The sequence below is a fragment of the Shewanella sp. QJM3NY_23 genome, assembly GCF_056173105.1.
Genome location: NZ_CM149657.1, coordinates 1264814 through 1285370, shown reverse-complemented (window position 1 = coordinate 1285370; position 20557 = coordinate 1264814). Strand labels below are relative to the sequence as shown.

Below are 20557 nucleotides of genomic sequence, written 5' to 3'. Positions count from 1 at the left end.
CTGGACGTTTTAATAAATTTTAATGTCTGCTATTCAAAAAATCCGCAATGTGAGCAATTGCTTTAAATGTAGCTCTTCTAACACCTTCTTTAGTGTTGCTACCATTATGTGAACCAAAAACACATTGTGGCATTTCTCTAAGTGGTGAGTTAGAGGGTAATGGTTCAACTTCAAAAACGTCTAGGCCAGCAGCGGCTACATGACCACGTTGAAGTGCTTCAATAAGGGCATTTTCGTCGATTAGGGGGCCACGTGCAACATTGACAACCATAACTCCAGGCTTCATTTTAGCTATTATATTTGAATTTATCATATGAAAATTATGCTTATTGAGTGCACAAGTAAGAATTAAAAAATCTAGTTCTTCGATGCCTTCTGGGAATACTTTTCTGGTGACAAAATCATATCCTTTATCACCATCTACACCTGGATCATAAACAGTGGTATTCACATCAAATCCACTGAGCCGTTTAACAAGAGATTCGCCAATATCACCAAAACCAACAACACCGACTCTCTTCCCAGAAACACTCATTCCAGCGGGTTTAGGCCACTTATTATTTCGCACTTCTCTATCGATAAAATGAGTTTGACGGGCAACTGCAAGTAATAATGACATTCCGATATCAGCAACCTCTCCCCCAAACATATTAGGGGTATTTATAATAGGTATACCGAGGTCCTCACATGCTTTAAAATCAACATTATCGACACCAATTCCCCACTTAACCGCGGCCTTCAAATTACCTTTTATACCAGCTTCGAATACTTTTTTTGTCGCTGGATCATCCCCGATAATCCAACCATCATAATTAGGTAACAACTCTATTAACTCATTTTCGCTCAACACTTGTGTCGTTTTAGCTGCAACTAATTCAATACCAAGTTCACGTGCAGGTTCAACAAACTCTTCAAACATCCCCAACATCGGGGGACAAGTAACCAGAACTTTCATTTTCTATTCCTATTTAGTGCTGTAATGTGCTAAAGCAGCGACCATATCCCAATCGTGTGGCTCATCAATGTCTAAAGACTCTAATGGAGGTGTCACCATCATCAAAGGTGATTTACCTATACGTGCATTAGTCTTAGTAAAAGAATCACGTGTGAAGTAAAACAAACAAGAATTCTCTTCATACCACGGTTCTAAATCCTGCGTACGAATAAGATTATCCGGGTCATGGTTCACTGCAGTACAATCTTCACGATAGAACCGTGTTTGGATTTTATTGACAGTAAAAAGGGAATCTTTTTCCGGATTAGCTATGAACCGTTCCAATCCCGCCTTGATAGTTTCCTTTGAAATCAACGGATTAGTCGTATGAGTCATAACATAACGTTCAGATGCAACTTCCTGTATATCATCAGCAAGTATCAAATTCATACTTACCATATCACCACATAATTCAGGTTTACGATCCCGAATTAACACTCGGTCTGATTCAACTAGACCATTCTCTTCTAGAATATTCCTGGCATCAGTGTTAATAACAACAAGATCTATTTCATCAACAGCAAGGAGAGAATCCAAAATCCATTTGAATAACGGTTTTCCAGCCAAATCTCTAAAGTTTTTACCCTTTACTCGCTCGCTGTTTGCCTTCATTGGGAGTAAGGCTACTAGTTTTTTGTTTGTCATGATACTTTCCTTTTTCCAAATCTTTTGGATAGAAATAATTTAACTTTTTCTGCTTTGATAATTTACGAACTTCGTGATTACCAAGGTAAGTTCCCCAGTAATGATTAAATCTAAATAAAAATATATCTTTGACGTTTGTTAAAAACATTTTATCACGTACCGCAGCACCGCAATCACTCATTACACCAGAAATGAAATAACGCATAAAATCGCCAAAAGAAAAATGAACGTCAGGCATAATCTCTTTTAGTGCATATGCTTCACGCTCATAACGAGTTCTAACTTGTTTCCAAGTTTCATCATGAATATGATAAACAGGTGCTGTCGCAACATATGAAACAGTACCACCATCATCAACTAATTGCTTCGCAAAATGCATATCTTCGAGACCTGTTAATTTTTCGCAAAACTGATATTTTAACCAAGCTTCACGTGTAACAGCTGCATTTGCGTTATTACAAAAATAACCTTCTTGCGGAATTTTATTATATGAAGGAAACCACTTATTAAAATGGCATTGTTCAGAAAACTTCGTAGAATCTCTACCAATTTGCCGACCATATGAATATTGAGCTTTACCTTCAATAAAAGGCTTACACAATTCCTCTAACCACTTATCCGATGCGGGTATACAATGTCCACTAATAAATACAAGGAAATGTCCATTTGCAAATTCACACCCCATATTTAATGATCTTCCAAAAGTAAACTCAGATTTTTCGATATGTGTAATACGAGCACCATATCGCTTAGCGATTTCAATAGTGTTATCAGTAGAGCCCGAATCTATTATTACAATTTCTTTTTCTACTTGGTCAGATTTTTGAGCAGAAACAGCTGTTAGCAACTCTTCCAAATAACGCTCTTCGTTTAATGTTCGAATGACGATACTCGCCAGCATTTTATTCTGCCCATATAAACTCATTTTTAGAATCCCCCTTAACATTAACTTCAACTATAAATACACTTCCTGATAATGGGTATGATTCTAAATCAATATCAGACATCCCTTCTCGGGCCGATGTTATTAATAAATGTTTATTCTCAGGCCCACCAAAACAACAACTGCTGGGCTGTGGAACAGGTAGATTAATTTCAGAAATAATCTTGCCATATCTATTTACACATACGACTTTGTGTCCGCCCCACAAAGCAACCCACAAGTTACCATCTATATCTATTGCTCCACCATCAGGAGTTGCCCCTGTACCTTTTAGGTCAATAAATATAGATTCCCTTTGGAATTGGCCGTCATTGTATTTATAAACATAGGTTTCATTAATAATAGAATCACTAACAATCAACTTGTTTAGATTAAAATTTATGGTATTCGGAATTCCAATACCTGAAATCTGTTCTACTATTTCTAAATCACTATCAATTGAATATACTTTACCATTTGTTCCAGATGGTTTCTTTTCCATTATTCCGAACCAAAACTTACCATCTTTTAATACGTTACCATCATTTGTTCTAAAATCTTCTGGAAAATCAAAATTTTTAACTTTATAAACCTGCTTGGTTGATAAGTCATATTTGAGTAAACACTTATCACTTACAATGACTAATGATGAATCACCCGATACACCAAGTGCACTTCCCATAAATGGAATGTCATGAACAATAGGATCTGAATGTCCAATATTTTCATGTGACAACTCGAATAGCTTTTTATTTAAAATATCAACCCAGCACCAAGATTGCCTATATTGATGCCATAAAGGACCTTCTGCTAAAAAACAATTACTTTTAATACAAATCATTTGTAAAAACTCATAAGCATGCGAAACTTCCCTACATGGCTTTAACATCAAAAAACAAGTTAAAAATATTATTTCCTACGAGCGTCATTAACTTCAATAAAGTATAACAACTACCTTTCAATACTTAAGTTTAACTTTTACATTAAAAACCGAATGATATTTTTTAACTTATTAAGTTGTTTATTTTTAGCTATCTTTTCTAACGAAATACTTAATAAACACAAACATAATTCCTAACATTCCACCTAATACGGTACCCAAAATAGAGATCAATCCACGTTTAGGCTTGGCTTTTTCTTCTGGGACAATTGCAGGATCAATTGTTTTAAATACATATTCATCGCGTACTTCGGCGAACATGATGGTTTTTGCTTGATCTTCAATCAATTTATATAGGATCGTTCGAATATCAGCGACATTGGTTTGTGCGATCTGCTGAGTTAAAAATTCGCTGCTGCGTAAAGCCTCTGCGACATCCCGCTCTTTCATTTCTTTGTTAATATCTTCAACAAGCCAAGTGACCCATTGCTGTGCAACCGCTGGCGAAACATGGTCTACAGATACGGTAACCATGCCTGTATCTTTAGCTGCATTAACACTAACGATTTTACTGAACTCTTTATAGGCTTCTTGCATCGATGGCTCAGGTTTATATGGCGCTTTGACCTCTCGAACCCATTTATTGCTTTTCACATCATACAAATCAGCATCATAATTAATTGTATTGTCATTAAGGTTCCAGCTATCAGCTGCCATAAGGTCGGCTAATACATTGTGTTTACTGATAAAATTTGAAGTAAATTGACGAGATTTCATCACCTCGATCGCCATTTGCGTCTTATCGACGTCTCCACCACCGCCGAGATTAATACCCGCAATACTGGCAAGGCCACCAAATTGTGATGCTAGACCACCTAACCCAGCGCTTTGCTCTTCACTCGCAGGGGCTAATAAAGCTTCTGATTTATAGATATTGGGTTGCAAAATAGCAAAAATGACAGAGGCGATAGCAAAAATGCTAGTAATAGCAATAATCAACCACTTTCCTTGCCAGATCACGGCAAAGAGTTCTCGAAGATCGATTTCATCATCTGCAGGCATTGCTGCAAACTCTTGGTCCTTATCGTAATGCTTTATTTGTGTATTCATTATCTTCTTAGTTTTAATATTTATGATTAGTGCTGCTCAAATAAAACAACCTGATTAATAATGTTGCTTAATGAAGCATTATTAACGGCCCCAAATATTGAGGCTCGTTAACTCTTTAATATGTTTATATGCCTGATATTGCGGAAATGGCGACCGCGGTATTGTAAATAATACCTGTGATCTGACTCCACAACGTGAGGTTATCTTTGTACTCAGTATCGAGTGGAACAATGATGGTATCACCAGGACTGAGTTGTTCTGCACTGCTAAACCACATTGAGCGGCTAGGCATCATCACCGACCCATCGGCCTTAATCACATAAGTACGACCATCATCGGCGCGCTCTCTTGTGCCGCCAGACATAGCTAGATACTGGTCTAGCGTTAAGCCTTCTTTAAATCTATGGGTTGCTGCGTGCTGCACTTCGCCCATAACAGAGATGGTTTGTTTCGTCGATGGCACATATAAAATATCTTGATCTTCTAATTGAATGTCGGCCTGCGTTATACCCACAGATATTGCAGACAAATCGACAACCAAACGACCAACGGCTTTAATATTTTCAAGATCTGCTAGCATCATCTGAGCGTCGCTATAGTTCACGACATTACCGTCTTTAGATACACCACGGGTCGCAATATCACGACGTAATTGATCTGCAAGCTTTTTAATTTCAAGTTGCTCTTGCTGACGCACTGACTCACGCACAAATACTGCTGAATTTAAATAAGCATATTGAGTGAAACCACCTGCACGTGTGACAACATCGGCTAATGTTTCACCTCGGCGGATGTTGTACACACCAGGGAACTTAACTTCACCACGAATCTCAACCGACTTATTTTCTTGCCACTCTGGCGTTGTCAATACAGTTAAAATATCACGAGACTGTAAAGTTCTATTATCCACTTCACTGCCGCCTAAAGCAGCGTCTAAATTAATCGTATGATGACGCACCTCAGATGAGCCATTGATAGTAACAGTACTGGTAATTTCAGAGCGGACAGTATAAGCGCCTTCCGTTAAGCCACCTGCCGCATTAACAAGATCACTGACTTTTCCACTTTGTGATAATGGGTAAATACCAGGGTGACGTACCTTACCGTTAATCGCTACAACTTGGGCGCCGTTATCCAAACCACCTTGAGCTGCCAACTTAGTGATAACAGGGTATAACAGTTCGTTACGATTCATCACACCGCTTAATTGAATAAGCTCATCATCATCAAACAGATTTGCCAACATCTTGTTGACTTCACCTTTGATTAAAAGCTCTGCATCATCAGGTGCTTCCTTAGCAACAACCACACCACCGATTTCACTACGATAAGATAATTGCGCCTTTTCAAGTTGAGCAAAGCCAGCTTTAAACAGATCGTTACCAAGTAAGCTATCGTCGTTAAGTGACGTGACCTTTAATACTCGCTCTTTTACTAATTTATTGAGATCGTAACGATTTTGAATTTCGTCACTGTAATTAAACAGCATCACTTTATCGCGTGTCTGCAATACCAGATCTTGGCCAACGGCCTTATCGGCAATCGCCTTACTGGGTGAAAATTGCAATACCTTGATATCGCCATAACGATTAACTTCGCGTATGACAATGGCGTAATTTAAATCTGCAGAAATGGACAAGTCGCCCCAAATAGAAGGCAATACATCACTAATGGTGATGCCTTCATACCATTGGTATTTACCCGGACGAACGGCTGCACCCACAAGGGTAATGGTATCTTCAAACTGACTAGATGCATTTTTTACACGAATAAAATCACCAGCTTTGGCTTTAATGTTTTTACCCGCCTGGGTGGTCAGGTCAACGTTGACCATAGCTCGTAAACCCGTGGCATTAAAGCGCTCAACACTGCTGCTTTTAGGATAAGCACCAGGCTTTAATCCGGCCGCCATGGCAACCACATCGGCAATGGTTTCATTTTCTTTTAGCTCATAAATGGCGGGACGTCTGACTTCACCGTCAATACTGACTAAACCGCCTACGGCAGGAATGAACACCACATCACCCGAACGTAAACTCACATCACCAGAGGCATCACCACGCATCAATAGATCGTATAAATCCATTTTGCCAACCAGCTTACCGTTACGCTTTACTTGAATGTTACGCAGCGATCCAATCTCGTTTACACCGCCAGCGACAAACAAAGCTTGGGTAACGGTAGATAAACTCGACACTGTGTAAGAGCCTGGTTTATATGCATCACCAGCAATAAAGATACGAATAGAACGCAGTTCACCCATGGTGATATTAGACTCAATCCCTATCATCTGCTTAGCGATACGCTGATGTAATGATTCACGTAACTGGGCAAAACTTAAACCAGCCACAGAGATTGGCCCGAGTTCAGGAAACTGGATATTGCCATCACGGTTAATGGTTAAATCGTATTCTTTGTTTTCCTTACCGAACAGTTGCACCTTAATGGTGTCACCTGGGCCAACTAAATATTCACTCGGGACTGGTACATCAGAGACTGGGGCAAAGGTTGTTGGCTCACCTTCAAATAATTCGTAACCAAAACGTGTTAATTCTGGCTTAGTCTCCTCTTCATCACGCTGTTTTTTATCGTCCTGCGCAAATTGTTGCTCTGACCATTCTAGCTCTTTGCCGCCACGGGGATCGACCAGTTGTGGATTTTCAAATTTTGATTGCGAAACACTGTTCCCTGATAATCCAGATAGCATTGAGGGATCAATACCATACTGCTTGGCGATGCGTTCCTGCTCAGCTTTAGGTAACGTTTTAAATTGCTCTATCATCTCAGGGGATGGTGTGATCGCATGAACTTGAGTTGCCATCAACATTAGGGCTGCAACTGCCGTTATTATGACTTTTTTGGTTTGTTGTAACACCGATAATCTCCATTGAATAAAGCTGAATGTCGAGAGGTGATTCCCGAACTGTGGACAAAAGCTAATTGAATATTTTGTGAGTAGAGACTTGTGAGCTAACCTAATAACTGCAGCTCATAATAAGTTTTTAAAATTAAGTAGTTATAACAGTATAAGGCCTAATTTTTGTTGACAAGGAACTACAAAAACATTACCGCAAACACGCCTAAGTTAAAGAAGGACTAACAATTAGTGACTAAGCACTAAGCTCATTAGTGCAGCAGGTTACCAATAATATAAGTGGATTTTTGCCACATGCAGTGTCATTGATGGCTCTAAACTAGGGCACTTAAGGTATAGCAAACGCTACACTTTTATCAACCTAAACAGTGACATAACCTACATTCAAATTTAAGCGTTGATTGTAAAGTAAAACACTGCAGACACGCTACCGCCCATGGGTTACGGCCCCCAAATTGCCCTTCGCTATGCGAATTAATTATTTGTATTACGCTACTTTTTATACTTATAAACTTGTACTTGTAAACCGCTTTTGTCTGACCAGATGACGCCGCCTATTTAATAGCCCAACAGCTTATAGCCACCCAACAAGCAAGCCTTACAAAAATACTATCTTATTAACAAGCCTTTACTTTACTATGTAACTAGTCAAGGCTAAAGCCGCGACACATTGTACTGGAATAACCGTATAAGTACTGCTTATTAATACGTCACCCGTAGAACTAAATACTGAAAATGGCAACTTGATACCAAAAAATCTACATTATTTAATGAGATATCACTGGTCTGTCCCCTTGAACAATAAAATAGTTACATTTTAATTCATATTATCGGGATAAAAAATAAACTCCACACCTTTAAAATCAATGATTTAATGTGGAACTGGTGTAAAAACAAAAGATAAACAGCGAATCAGTACTCTAAGATTTAATCGTCTATTGCAAGCATAAACAATGGCAAATGTCTTACATGGATTTTGGTTTTTAGCGTACATGTGATTGGTAATCACTCGCAATTTATCAAGATAACGTCAAAACTGAAGTTTGAACTTTTAGTAGTAAAAACTCACGATTCATCAATTGCTTTTACGCTACTTTTAGGTACGGTAACTCGCTTTTGTTGGCCCATTATGTCAAACAGAATATGACAGCGTTTATCACCACTTTTTTCGGCAAAAATGCCCTCGAGATCGATAAACGGACCTTCGATAAATTTCACTTTATCACCTTCGACCAATTCATCTTGTACTTCTTGTAGTGGGTCGTTAGTAAAATTAAGCGCATTGAATAATTTGTGTTCCCGCATCTTAATTCCATGAATAATGCTGTCATCAATCGCTGTCATTAATTCTTTACAACCAACAATGCGCGCGACACCACGAGTAGAGTGAATACGGCTTACGCTAGTGACAGTAGGGTCAAAATGGATAAACAGATAACAAGGAAATAACGGAATGTGCTTAACGGTCGTTTTACCCGCTTTGGTAATTTGTTCTGGTAATGTGGGGAGATAAGTCTCAATCTGCTGCAGTTTTAAATTAGCTTGCGCTCGAGTTTCGCCACGGGGTTTGCAATACAACAGATACCAAGCCTTCATAAATTCTCTCTAAGCGCCTAACTTTAGTAATAAAAACAACAATAGGTACCACTTAGACCTAACAGCTATTCAAACAAAACAGCAGTAAGGCGCAAAGATTAACTCGTAATACGAAGACTACAGGGTAATAGCGGTGACATCCTATTCACGGCCAAATCATAGCAAATACTCTCCCTATTTGAAAACGCCATTTCCCCCTTTCAATAAGCCACTTTAACCATTATTGATTTACAACAATAATCACACAAATGTCACAGCAAATGCAGGATTCTGCTGTGGTTAATAACTATCCGTTTAAGTTGATCAAATTGACTTTTAGGGGCTTAAAAGGGTATATAAGGTGGGTTTAAAACAATTTAACACGTTAGATATTAATAAATAACAAAAGTCTGCAACAGATAGACAACTAAAAACTTGAATGATTTCTTTAGTTTAAAATCAGATAAACTCAAGTAAATGTCGGTTGTTAAGACATTGATAATATTAACAACAACAAATTTTTCTACATAGATTTTGTTATGTAGGCAATCACAAGCGAAGGTGGGGAAAACTTACATGAGCGCAGCAAAACCTCAAGGTACGATGCTCGGGCATCCTAAAGGGCTGTTCCTGTTATTTACAACAGAGTTATGGGAACGGTTTAGTTATTACGCAATGCGTGCGATTTTGGTGTTATACCTGGTCGACGCAGTTCAATCACAAGGTGGACATGGATTAGGCTGGACCCAAGCCGATGCACTCTCCTTATATGGTACCTTTACAGGTTTAGTTTACTTAACGCCACTGCTTGGTGGTTGGTTAGCCGATAATATTTTAGGTCAACGAAAGGCTATTTATATTGGTGGTGCACTGATGGCCATTGGCCAGTTTGTACTCGCCGCACCTCACAGCTGGATGCCAGGTTTAGAGACTACTGTATTTTATATCGGTCTTGGTACGCTAATTTTTGGTAATGGCCTGTTTAAACCCAACATTTCAACCATGGTTGGTGATTTATACGAAGAAGGTGATCATCGTCGTGACGGCGCATTTACTATCTTCTACATGGGTATCAACTTAGGCGCTGCACTTTCAGGATTTATCGTTGCCTGGGCTTACACTACTTTTGGTTACACTCAAGTTATCGATGGACAGGAAGTGTTTGTTAATAACTGGCAAGCTGGCTTCTTCTGCGCCGGTGTCGGCATGGTGATATCGCTCATTATTCAGTTTTTGTTCGCACAAAAACTATTAGGCGATATTGGTACTGTCCCCGCTGCTAAATTAGAAAAGCAAAATGCAGAAGCCAGAGGCGAGATACGTAAAGAGCCCTTAACCAAAGTCGAACGCGATCGTATTAAAGTGATCATGGTTATGGGTTTGTTTACCATCATATTCTGGGCCGGTTTCGAACAGGCCGGTGGCCTAATGAACTTGTTCACTAATGATTTTACCAATCGTATGATTGGCTCATTTGAAGTGCCTACTACGTGGTTCCAATCACTTAACGCTATATTTATTGTGGTCTTTGCTCCTGTTGTGGCTTCTATTTGGATTCATTTAGGTAAAAAAGAACCCAATTCACCGGTTAAGTTTGCCCTTGGTTTAACCTTACTGGCCATCGGTTTCCTATTTATGATTGGTGCCGTACTTGAGATGGGTGGCGATGCTAACGCTAAATCAAGCATGTGGTGGTTAGTGGGCGCTTATTTCTTCCATACTATGGGCGAGCTGTGTTTATCGCCTATTGGCCTATCTATGGTGACTAAACTGGCACCGCTGCGTATTGCATCACTCATGATGGGAGCATGGTTCCTGTTTATTGCTGCTGCGAATAAAATTGGTGGTCTAGTCGGCTCCTTAATTGGTCCTGGTGGCTCGGTAGAAGAACAGCTGGCTAACGCTATGTCTATCTTTGCTGGCATTGCCATCACAGCAGCTATTTCTGCGGTTATCCTTTACTTTATGGCAGACAAACTTGTCGACTGGATGCATGGTGCTGAAGATAAACCTAAGACTGAAGAAGAAGCGCTAGAAGCTGAAATTGCAGTGACGGCTGAACATGAAGCGATAACAGTTAAAAGATAAAAGATAAAAGATAAAAGATAACTAAAACGCCTTACTAGACATAGTAAGGCGTTTTTTTATCGATAAAATGTGATGTCAGCTGATGAGTGTCGGCTTAACTTAAGCAAATTAAAAGCTCATCTGTACATAACCACCTGGCGCAATTGTGGTTTCATAGGTTAAACCAACAAAATGATTAGCCAACAGCATGGCTTTATGTTCGCTAACACTTGAGACAATACACAAACGCTCTGCTGGCAATAAATCTCTAAACTGGGTGCTAGGCTGCCCCCACTCAAAAATCCCCAACTGCAGGGCGTCAGGCATCGCTAGTGGTAATAACCCCTCATCATTGCGGATATAACATCGCAGCCCTTTACCAGCTTGAGCAATCGATGCTCGGTAATGGGTTAACTCCACGACCACATAGATAAGGTCGACATAAATATCCAAGCCAGACTTGCTTATCCTGTCATTGAGATAGCTGAGCATATTAAACGGCTCGATAACCGTTTGGCTATTGCCATTGCGAAAGAGCTTCAGTTTTTGGTTCACAAAACTTTTAAGTAACACACTGGCAAAAGCTGAACGATTATCCTGCGGATGAAAATGAGCCATATACATAATTTGATACTGCTCACCCACATTGGCACTATCGATAAAGTAAGCACTAACATCGTCATTTTTGAATAAACTATAGTCGATGGTAGCTTTGGGATAGTCGATTGCTGATGGGGGAAAGAGTTGCTGTTGCACACTTTTTGCTGCTTCGGCGTTTTGCTCAAGTAGATTTAGGTGCTCTTGTAACTCTTGATAGGACAGTTCTTCTAGGTCATCAAGCTTCACATCTTGTTGACCCGGGCCGTCGATACATTGGTGAATGGCATTTTCAATTAAAAACAGATCGTTGACAGGCTTCACGAGATAATCGCTAGCGCCGATCCGCAGCGCTTCGACAACATCGGCCATCACCTGATTACCCGAGATAACAATTGATAAGGTATTAGGCTTACGCCTAACCATCTGTTTTAGCATGTCTAAACCACCAAGGATCGGCATACTTAAATCTGCTAATACGATATCAAAATCAGCTTGGCTAAAACGCTCTAATCCCTGACGACCATCATCGGCCTCGACAACAGTGGCTCCTCGGCTCGAGAGAAAGGCGGCGACTACACTGCGAAATACCGGATCATCTTCAACCAACAATATCACTAGATCTTCTAACGCCATTGAGCTTCCCCATGCTTTGCACAGCGACAAAGCTAACTAACCTAGTACATCTTTGTACATGAGAATAAGCAATAAAACTCACCCCTTAAGCGTGATTAGTTAATCAAGGGGCGAGTGATTCGCTAATCTAACTCTTTCATATATTCATCGAGCAACTCATCATCATCGGTCGAGACAGGTACATCACCGTCATATACTTTATAGTCTAAATGTTGGAAATAAGCTTCTTTAACAAAAGCATACGGGTCTAATGCGTTATCCACTAAGCGCTCTTGATCGATTGCCGAAGCGCGTCGATGCAAGTTTTTTAAGCCCCATTTAGCCAGTGACTGCCACATGGTGAGTTCTGATAATGGGAAATAGAGCCCATCAACCCAATCAGACGCTAACTCACGTGTCACATAAGGCCCTAAAAAAGGCGCCATAAAATAGGGACCGTTTGGCACGCCGTAATAGCCTAATACCTCACTAAACTCATCTTGCTTACGTGGTAGTCCCATCATGTCGGCCACATCAACTATCCCAAGCAAGCCCAATGTAGTGTTAATAGTAAAGCGACCACCAGCATTAGCTGCCCAGCCCCACTTACCTTGTAAGGCATTGTTAACCAAAGAACTTGGCTCTTCAAAATTCTGAACAAAGTTATTAACCCCGGTTTTAACCGGACGCGGCAAGTAATCATTATAGCCGTGGGCAACAGGACGGTATAAATATCTGTCTAAGTAAAGATAGTTAAAATCCCACATAGCACGGTTAAAGCTCTCGAAAGGATCTCTGTCATCATTATAAATAATAGACACTTCTGTGGCGCTTTCCTTAGCACTGACTTCATCTTCTTGTGGCGTTTGGGCTGCCAACGGCGCCCCAAGCAATAGCAGGCTCAACGCACTCCATTTATACTTCATATAACTCGGATTCCTATACAGTATTACCTATAACTAAAGTCATCTGCACTTATGACGATATAGGTAATACTAGACTACACAGTTTGGTTTTCCTTTCAGACCGCTAAGGATACTCAGCAAAATGACTAGGTCAAATTGAAATTTGTAAAATGTCTTTAAACACTTCACCATTTGGGGCTGCCTCTTGAGTCAAAATAGCATTACAACGCCTGTAACCACGGGCTCAGCGACACAGAAACCCGGCACGCCAAGTGGCAGTAAAGCAGAGGTACTCATTCCGGTTGAGATCAAACGCGCCAGTGAAGGCGATTCAATAAAACTTAATAAACATGATTATCGCATCGATTATTCTCGCCGTGTTGATCGCCAAGTACTAAGTAGGATTGACACGCAACAAGTTGTGGTTACTCAGCTTGCGTCCTCAACCCCGGCATCAGCCAATTTAAGCGCGACATTACAATTACTGGGTAATACCTATAACGAACCAATCCCCGCACCTTTGCAGGCTTACATTAAGGGGAATCGAGTCAATATTGCACAGCTAACTCAGTTAGCGACAAGAGTACAAGGCTACCCCCTTGGTGAGGCCAAAGTGGTAGCGGGTATGGTTAGCTTGGCAAGTGTACTCGCCTTTACCTCTGGCAATAGCAACTTACCCTCAGGCACCTATAGCGCAGCTATCATCATGGAAAACGGACAATTACAATTAAGTTTAACAGCCAAACTTGATCAAATAGCAGTTACATTACTTCCTGTAGTATTAAATCAAGTACCAAAACAAGACTTAACCAACCAACAACTGCTCACCCTCCCCTCACTGACCAGCACTTACAGTCAGCTGAGTCAGCAACTTGCAAAGCTTGCTGTGCCTCAATCACAAATTGCCAGCTTACAAACCGCATTTTCGGGACTAAAAATTCCAGACAGATTGGCAGAGGGATATTTAACGGTGCAGCGTCCAGATGCTGGTATGGGTCAACTTTTAGGTCCCATCAGGGCGCCAAGTAATGCACTTATCAAGACAAACCTGTATCAAATGGCAGCAAACATTGGCACCTCATTCACCGATGCCAATCGAGTAGCACCAATGCTAAACAGCATTAACCAATTGATGCTCAATCCAAAATCACTCGCATTACAAGTGAATGACACCAATCGCCAAACAGTCAACACCTTGGGACAAGCAGCATCGCCTCCTTTTCACCGAGGATTAACCCAAGCCATGCAGCAAATGGCAGGTAGTGAAGCCAGCCGCAATGCTGACACAGTAAAAATAACGAATGAGCAATCCCTACTCAGCTTAGTTAAGCAACAATTAGCGCTTGCCTTTCCGCGTCCATTAGCCGATCTCGCCGTACCAAGCCTGGTGCAACGAGAACTCATTGATACATTAGCTGGGATAACCCCACCAATACCCAATCACACTTTGGGTAATAGCAGCCATAGTGGCACTATCGCGGTGCTCTTCCAGTTATTGTTAGGTCGTAACCTGCAGCAAAATACTCAGGTCGACGCCAATAAATATCTCCAACAATTGCAGCGACAAATTGGCGTAAGCTCAGCATTACTAAGATTATTAGATAAAGCCGGGGCAGGAGAATCAATGGGTAAGCTGTTATCTGGGCTCTCCTTGTATCAACAAGCCAGCAGTGATAACAACCAAGGCATTAACTGGTATTTTGCCTTACCTTACACCTTAGACAATAAGCAAGAGGAGCTAGAAGGCCACTTTGAACAAACCACACAAGATTCAGATAAACATGATAAATGGCGTTTACAGCTTAAATTTAACTTATCCAGTGGCAGCCTCTTAATCAATGCTGATATCAAACAACAGCAACTTAATCTGAGTTTTACCGCAGATAGCAAGCCACTGCTCACTACGATTAATCTCCGCCTTGAATCACTTCAGCAAAAGTTGTCCAGTATCGGTATGCAAAGCGTTAATATTGTCACCCAGCAAAGCCAGGTGCCTGCCAGCCTGTTACCAGGTGAACACTACTTAGTCAAAATTAAAGCATAGGTAAAGCTCATTATGTCGACCAAAGAGAACAATACACCTGCATCAACCCAAGCGGTTGCATTAAGCTATGATGGTGTCTCGAGCCCGAAAATCACCGCCAAAGGCAGTGATTTAGTGGCAGCAGAGATCATCGCCTTAGCGAAAGAGTCTGGCATTTATATTCATCAAAACCCCGACCTGAGTAATTTTTTACAAAAACTTGAGATTGGTGAAGAAATTCCAAAGGAGCTTTACCTGCTTATTGCCGAGTTAATCGCTTTTGCCTATATGTTAGACGGTAAATTTCCCGAGCGCTGGGATAACATGCACCATAAAATCATCCAGGAAGCTTAAGATCCGTTAAACCTTGATGCTATTTCCCACCGCGTATTGGCAATTTGAGCTATTGGAGGTTTGAGGTATTGGAGGTTTGAGGTATTGGCGATTTGAGGTTCAGTGATACGTATCAGTGAGTTGAATTATTGACGATATGACAAGGTAGAGAATGATAACTCCCTCAAGCTCCCTCAAGAAGTTGCAACACTGTAAAATTATCAAGAAGCCCTGCTTTTGGGAAAGGCTTTCAATGCACTTATGCTGCGATTGCACTTATTGCTGGCATTGATACGTGATGCGACTTTTTTGTTTAAACTAAGCGGCTCTATCCTTGCCTAGCTCTACCATGAACCATATCTAGCTTTAATATTGCGCGAAAAGTATTACATTTGAAAACTAAGCTCGACAACATAGCTCTGCCTAAATGATAGCCGCAAAAAATATGGCTGGCACCTTGTACCAGCACATTTTGAACTAGCCTTTACCATGTAACCTAAGAAGCAATTCAGCTTCAGCTTTAGGCAATTCACACTCTGCCACTAGCTCCTCAACGCCAGCGCCCAACGATACCATCTTCATCGCTCTAGAATAGAGCCGTGCTTGAGGATCTTGTTGGCTGGTTTCATCAATTCTAGCGTCCTGCTTTGCGAGTCGTTTTTCCAGTTCTAACATCCGGCGGCCAACACCTATGGTGCCGCTACGCAACTCTTGCAACTCGCGTTTAACCGCTTCGCGCTGGCGATCACTTTCCTTAACTAATAACGTCAGCGCTTCTACTTTGGAGCGTAATTTAGCTGTTTGTTTTTGCTGATATAACACTAACCCTAAACAAGCAACTACATAGAGCAATGCCGCGATTAAGATTTCATCGGCTATCATATCTGGTCCCACTCCATTTATTGATGTAACTGATACACAAGGATCGTAAAACCACAATCATGCTATGGATGTTGTCATTATACTAAAAAGCCATCGGTATTCGCGATGGCTTTTACACAAGCAGAGTAATACTCTGAATAGATTAATCTATTATAATTGAGTGAGTTCCATCCACTCTTCATCGGATAATAGCTTATCTAAGTCAACTAAGATCAGCAGTTCATTATCTCGATTACTGACACCTTGAATAAACTTAGCACTTTCTTCAGTGCCCACATTCGGCGCGTTGTCGATATCAGAAGCTCTCAGATAGACCACTTCAGCAACGCTATCGACCAAAATACCAATCACTTGCTTCTCAGCTTCAATGATCACGATACGGGTAGAGTCATCTACATCAGATGAAGCCAAGCCAAAGCGTGAACGCGTATCGATAACAGTAACCACATTACCGCGTAAGTTAATGATACCCAATACATAATGCGGCGCACCTGGTACGGGAGCAATTTCGGTATAGCGCAGTACTTCTTGAACCTGCATCACATTAATGCCGTAGGTTTCATTGTCTAAACGGAAAGTAACCCACTGCAACACTTCATCATCTTTACTTGCAGCCACTGCCGCGACGTTTCTTACATCTGCCATATAAACCTCAGTCAATAGAGTCCTGACTACTTAATCCTAAATTCAATAATTCAATCAATGCTTGCACATGTAATATGCCGCACATCTGCTCTTTCACTACGCCAGCTAACCATGGGCGTTTACCCGCTTTGGTACGCCAGTTAACTTCCGATTTTAAAATTTTAACCGAGTTGACCAGCGATTCGCACGCCAACCCCCAGTTACTGTTCTCTAGCAACACAATATATTGGTAATTAACCGATTGCGCTAGCTTGTCATCGTATTTTTCGGGCATCACCCAGGCACAGGTATCAACCACGTTGAGCTGTGAGCCCCGGTGCGCTTGGACGCCATGATACCAATTAGGTCTCCCCATAATATGGTTAACCCGTTCAATTTTGACTATGCCACCTAAACTCACTAACGGAACGGCAAGGGTTAAACCAGCCACTTTAAAAAATAACACCTGAAATTGTTCATCTAAGGTGTCGATTAACGACTCAGTTATCCCCGGTGGAGTTGCGCCAGTTTGCGTTTGTGGCACAACAACTTGCTGAATCTCTTTATCTTGTTGGCTGTCCAACTTAATACTAGCTGAAATTTCTAGCTTTTCTTTGATTTGCGGCGCAACCACCGATGGTTTTTTAGTTGCTATGGGGGCGACATCTTCAGCAAGCTTGGTCTTAGGTTGGGTACTTAACTGCACCTTAGGCTCAGTCGCGGCATTATGAGCGAATGTTTTCGGACTAACCTTAATCTCGGCCTGTGCTGTCGCAAGCTGAGTCTCGATATCGATCCGATGAGCTTCAGCAACCGGAGCTAGCAATTGTGCTAATGATTTTTTATTCACTTTTTGACTAGCAAACGCAACCGTTGCGGTCGTTTTCGGCTGCGTTAAGGCCGGTTTCACCTGCGGCGAAGAAGTAGATAGATCAACAAAGCTTGTTAACTTATCGGATTCGTTGGTTACCTGCTTATTGCTGGCCTCGTTGACTTCGCGGCTATCGCTCACATCGTCCGCTAATAATAATGCAAAATAGTCTAATACCGCATCATCAGTTGAGTTTGACATGCGCAAACTCCTTGCTGAACAGATAATCTAATAAGCGGTCATAGGCTTTTACTCCACGAGAGTGAGCCGCGTAGTGTGATGCTGGAAGATGAGCTAAGCTCGCGTCCCTGAATTTGGTATCAATTGGAATGACATCTGGCCATAACGCTGCACCGTAATCGGTTTCTAGCTGTTGTAGCGCCGATGAGGACGCTTTAGTACGTCGATCATACATAGTCGGAATAACAGTGTAGCTATAAGTTATCTTTTTCGAACGCCCCATTAAAATCATGGTTTTCACCATTCTATCGAGGCCTTTTATCGCTAAAAATTCAGTTTGTACAGGCACCAATATATGCTCACTTGCAGCCAATGCATTGACCATCAATACACCGAGGATCGGCGGACAATCGATTAATACCGTATCGTAATCGTTGGCAACTAAAGCTAATAATTTTTTTAAGATAAGCCCCATACCTTCTTGATGACCTAAAGAGCGATCTAATGTGGCCAATGCCATGGTTGCTGGTAGTAAGCTTATACCCTCGACTTTAGTGGACACTACATGGCTAGATACCTGCGCTTTAGTTAGGGCATTATGATTTAAAAACAGATCGTATAAAGACGCAGAAACCACTTCAGAGTCGATACCCAGATAGTAGCCCAGCGATGCATGAGGATCGGTATCGACCATCAGCACACGCTGCCCACGCTTTGCTAACGCACCGGCAAGGCTTACTACCGTTGTCGTTTTACCGACACCACCCTTTTGGTTTGCTATGGTCCAGATCTTCAACAAAAACCCCTTTATATTGTCCAGCGTTGGCTAGTTTACTGACTTAATTATCATCACGCGTAGTCACTCTAATGCCACCATGGGGCAAGGTGATCACCTTAACACCATCTTTACCTTCTGACAGCTCATCGGCTTGCGTTTTGATAACGCCGTCGCTATTTTCAGACCGATGTGCTGCTGTCGTATTAGGTAACAGCACAGTCGATGCATTAAAGCCATTATCCACTGGTGACTGCAGCCCAGAAGCCCCCATTTCCACCCGCACTTGTGAGCCAGGTTTAGCTTGCTGGATAATTGACTGCGTCACCTTGGGATTCGCGGCCATCCAATCGGCTAGAGGTTGCGCCTGCTCTTCGGGCACCATGAGTAGCACTTGGCTATTTTCAAGCTCAGCAATTTGGGCTTCTAACAAGCTATTCTTGTGGCGCATATCGAAATACAGCGCCCCTGTAACCACAGTGCTCATGGTCAATAAAAATAACCACAACAAGATTGTGGTACTGTGTTGTTGCTTAGCCACGAGTGCTCTCGGTCAAAATAGCTTCTGCCATATCATCAAGGGCTAAGGACTTACTCGATATCCCCGCTGCGGTTACCGCTTGTGGCATACCGTATACGACACAGCTGGCTTCATCTTGCGCCCAAATAGTCGCCCCCATATTTTTCAGCATTCGCGCCCCCTCTCGTCCATCGGCGCCCATACCTGTGAGGATTACGGCGAGCGCATCGCCACCCACTAACTTTGAGGCCGAAGCAAACGTAATATCGACACAGGGTTTGTAATTCATATCGGCACTACCAGCGATAATTTTAATGCGACCATAAGCGCCACTGCGCTCAAGCATCATTTGCATGCCGCCAGGGGCTAAATAAGCACAACCTGCGCGCAGCTGATCACCATTTTCAGCCTCTTTAACATTAATAGCACAGAGGCCATTTAAGCGAGCAGCAAAGGCTGGGGTAAATGCCGCGGGCATGTGCTGTACCAGTAAAATGGGATGCGGATAACTCGCGGGTAATTTAGTTAAAATGCGCTGCAAAGCCACCGGGCCACCGGTTGATGTACCAATAAGCAATATCTTGTATTTTTTACCACTAGCGCGATGCGGAGTTTGGCTACGCAGTGAAGGTCTTACCGGTTGTACCACTTCTCGACTCGCCGTGGAGCCAGCCATATTCGGTCTAGTAGAAGGGCTCACAGGTGCAGGACGTGGGGCAATGGGTCGGTAAATTCGACGTCGGCCCAAGGCTTTTATTCGCTGCTGTAGCAATAGGATGGCGTCGTCTTTATTAGTGGCGATATCTTCAAAACGTTTTGGAAGAAAGTCGAGCGCACCGGCTTCTAATGCATCTAACGTGGCTTGAGCACCGTCGTGAGTCAAAGAGGAAAACATCAAGATAGGTGTCGGACACTTAGCCATGATCTGACGCACGGCCGTGATGCCATCCATTACAGGCATCTCGATATCCATGGTGATCACTTGAGGCTTAAGCTGTTCGGCCAGTTTAACCGCTTCAGCACCATTAACAGCGGTACCTATGACTTCTAAATCAGGGTCTTTGCTTACGATCTCACTGACTCTTCGACGAAAAAAGCTCGAATCATCGACAACTAATACTTTAATGGCCATTCAATTTCCTATCGACAGCAAACGTCTGTTAG

The 20557-nt window shown here is 41.8% G+C and carries 18 protein-coding genes; 3 read left to right on the top strand and 15 right to left on the bottom strand.

The window, feature by feature from the left end:
- Window positions 1–19 precede the first annotated feature (19 nt).
- The 7 genes from AC0VXX_RS05860 to rfaH all read right to left on the bottom strand — a co-directional run bounded on the left by AC0VXX_RS05860 (window position 20) and on the right by rfaH (window position 9022).
- Window positions 20–955: a phosphoglycerate dehydrogenase gene (locus AC0VXX_RS05860; RefSeq protein ID WP_475516326.1), complete on the bottom strand. Its 936-nt coding sequence runs from the start codon at window positions 953–955 to the stop codon at window positions 20–22.
- Window positions 956–964: 9 nt separating this feature from the next.
- Window positions 965–1639 carry an acylneuraminate cytidylyltransferase family protein gene (locus AC0VXX_RS05855; RefSeq protein ID WP_475516325.1) on the bottom strand — a complete coding sequence of 225 codons (675 nt, stop codon included), beginning with the start codon at window positions 1637–1639 and terminating at the stop codon, window positions 965–967.
- Window positions 1575–2564 (bottom strand): glycosyltransferase family 2 protein, encoded by a 990-nt coding sequence (locus AC0VXX_RS05850; RefSeq protein WP_475516324.1) that lies wholly within the window; start codon window positions 2562–2564, stop codon window positions 1575–1577. The genes AC0VXX_RS05855 and AC0VXX_RS05850 overlap by 65 nt, the downstream gene beginning before the upstream one ends.
- On the bottom strand, window positions 2542–3402 hold the full coding sequence (locus AC0VXX_RS05845) for an SMP-30/gluconolactonase/LRE family protein (RefSeq protein ID WP_475516323.1): 861 nt from the start codon (window positions 3400–3402) through the stop codon (window positions 2542–2544). Before AC0VXX_RS05845 ends, AC0VXX_RS05850 begins: the two co-directional genes overlap by 23 nt.
- A 186-nt stretch (window positions 3403–3588) precedes the next feature.
- Window positions 3589–4551: a Wzz/FepE/Etk N-terminal domain-containing protein gene (locus AC0VXX_RS05840; protein WP_475516322.1), complete on the bottom strand. Its 963-nt coding sequence runs from the start codon at window positions 4549–4551 to the stop codon at window positions 3589–3591.
- A 124-nt stretch (window positions 4552–4675) separates the two neighbouring features.
- Window positions 4676–7426 carry an SLBB domain-containing protein gene (locus AC0VXX_RS05835; RefSeq protein WP_475516321.1) on the bottom strand — a complete coding sequence of 917 codons (2751 nt, stop codon included), beginning with the start codon at window positions 7424–7426 and terminating at the stop codon, window positions 4676–4678.
- A 1065-nt stretch (window positions 7427–8491) separates the two neighbouring features.
- Window positions 8492–9022, bottom strand: coding sequence for a transcription/translation regulatory transformer protein RfaH (gene rfaH / locus AC0VXX_RS05830; protein ID WP_475516320.1), 531 nt, complete (start codon window positions 9020–9022; stop codon window positions 8492–8494).
- A 555-nt stretch (window positions 9023–9577) separates the two neighbouring features.
- On the opposite strand from rfaH, the gene AC0VXX_RS05825 reads away from it, so the two are divergent.
- On the top strand, window positions 9578–11089 hold the full coding sequence (locus AC0VXX_RS05825) for a peptide MFS transporter (RefSeq protein WP_475516319.1): 1512 nt from the start codon (window positions 9578–9580) through the stop codon (window positions 11087–11089).
- Between the two features lie 108 nt (window positions 11090–11197).
- On the opposite strand, the gene AC0VXX_RS05820 is transcribed toward AC0VXX_RS05825, so the two are convergent.
- Both AC0VXX_RS05820 and AC0VXX_RS05815 read right to left on the bottom strand, forming a co-directional pair.
- Entirely contained in the window at window positions 11198–12301 is a 1104-nt protein-coding gene (locus AC0VXX_RS05820; RefSeq protein WP_475516318.1) for a response regulator, read from the bottom strand.
- Between the two features lie 122 nt (window positions 12302–12423).
- On the bottom strand, window positions 12424–13206 hold the full coding sequence (locus AC0VXX_RS05815; RefSeq protein WP_475516317.1) for an MlaA family lipoprotein: 783 nt from the start codon (window positions 13204–13206) through the stop codon (window positions 12424–12426).
- A 184-nt stretch (window positions 13207–13390) separates the two neighbouring features.
- On the opposite strand from AC0VXX_RS05815, the gene AC0VXX_RS05810 reads away from it, so the two are divergent.
- Both AC0VXX_RS05810 and AC0VXX_RS05805 read left to right on the top strand, forming a co-directional pair.
- Window positions 13391–15229 carry a hypothetical protein gene (locus AC0VXX_RS05810; RefSeq protein WP_475516316.1) on the top strand — a complete coding sequence of 613 codons (1839 nt, stop codon included), beginning with the start codon at window positions 13391–13393 and terminating at the stop codon, window positions 15227–15229.
- Window positions 15230–15241: 12 nt separating this feature from the next.
- The gene (locus tag AC0VXX_RS05805) at window positions 15242–15562 is read left to right on the top strand and encodes an EscU/YscU/HrcU family type III secretion system export apparatus switch protein (protein ID WP_475516315.1); all 321 of its coding nucleotides are present in this window, start codon (window positions 15242–15244) and stop codon (window positions 15560–15562) included.
- 456 nt (window positions 15563–16018) lie between these two features.
- On the opposite strand, the gene AC0VXX_RS05800 is transcribed toward AC0VXX_RS05805, so the two are convergent.
- From AC0VXX_RS05800 to AC0VXX_RS05775, 6 genes are all read right to left on the bottom strand, one after another.
- Entirely contained in the window at window positions 16019–16420 is a 402-nt protein-coding gene (locus AC0VXX_RS05800; protein WP_204165101.1) for a DUF2802 domain-containing protein, read from the bottom strand.
- Between the two features lie 153 nt (window positions 16421–16573).
- A complete protein-coding gene (locus AC0VXX_RS05795; protein WP_110456347.1) occupies window positions 16574–17068 on the bottom strand; it encodes a chemotaxis protein CheW in 495 nt (164 codons plus the stop codon).
- 7 nt (window positions 17069–17075) lie between these two features.
- A complete protein-coding gene (locus tag AC0VXX_RS05790) occupies window positions 17076–18119 on the bottom strand; it encodes a chemotaxis protein CheW (protein ID WP_475516314.1) in 1044 nt (347 codons plus the stop codon).
- Window positions 18103–18894, bottom strand: coding sequence for a ParA family protein (locus AC0VXX_RS05785; RefSeq protein WP_475516313.1), 792 nt, complete (start codon window positions 18892–18894; stop codon window positions 18103–18105). The genes AC0VXX_RS05790 and AC0VXX_RS05785 overlap by 17 nt, the downstream gene beginning before the upstream one ends.
- Window positions 18895–18937: 43 nt before the next feature.
- Entirely contained in the window at window positions 18938–19414 is a 477-nt protein-coding gene (locus AC0VXX_RS05780) for a membrane anchored protein in chemotaxis locus (protein WP_475516312.1), read from the bottom strand.
- A complete protein-coding gene (locus AC0VXX_RS05775; RefSeq protein WP_475516311.1) occupies window positions 19407–20525 on the bottom strand; it encodes a protein-glutamate methylesterase/protein-glutamine glutaminase in 1119 nt (372 codons plus the stop codon). The genes AC0VXX_RS05780 and AC0VXX_RS05775 overlap by 8 nt, the downstream gene beginning before the upstream one ends.
- Window positions 20526–20557 lie beyond the last annotated feature (32 nt).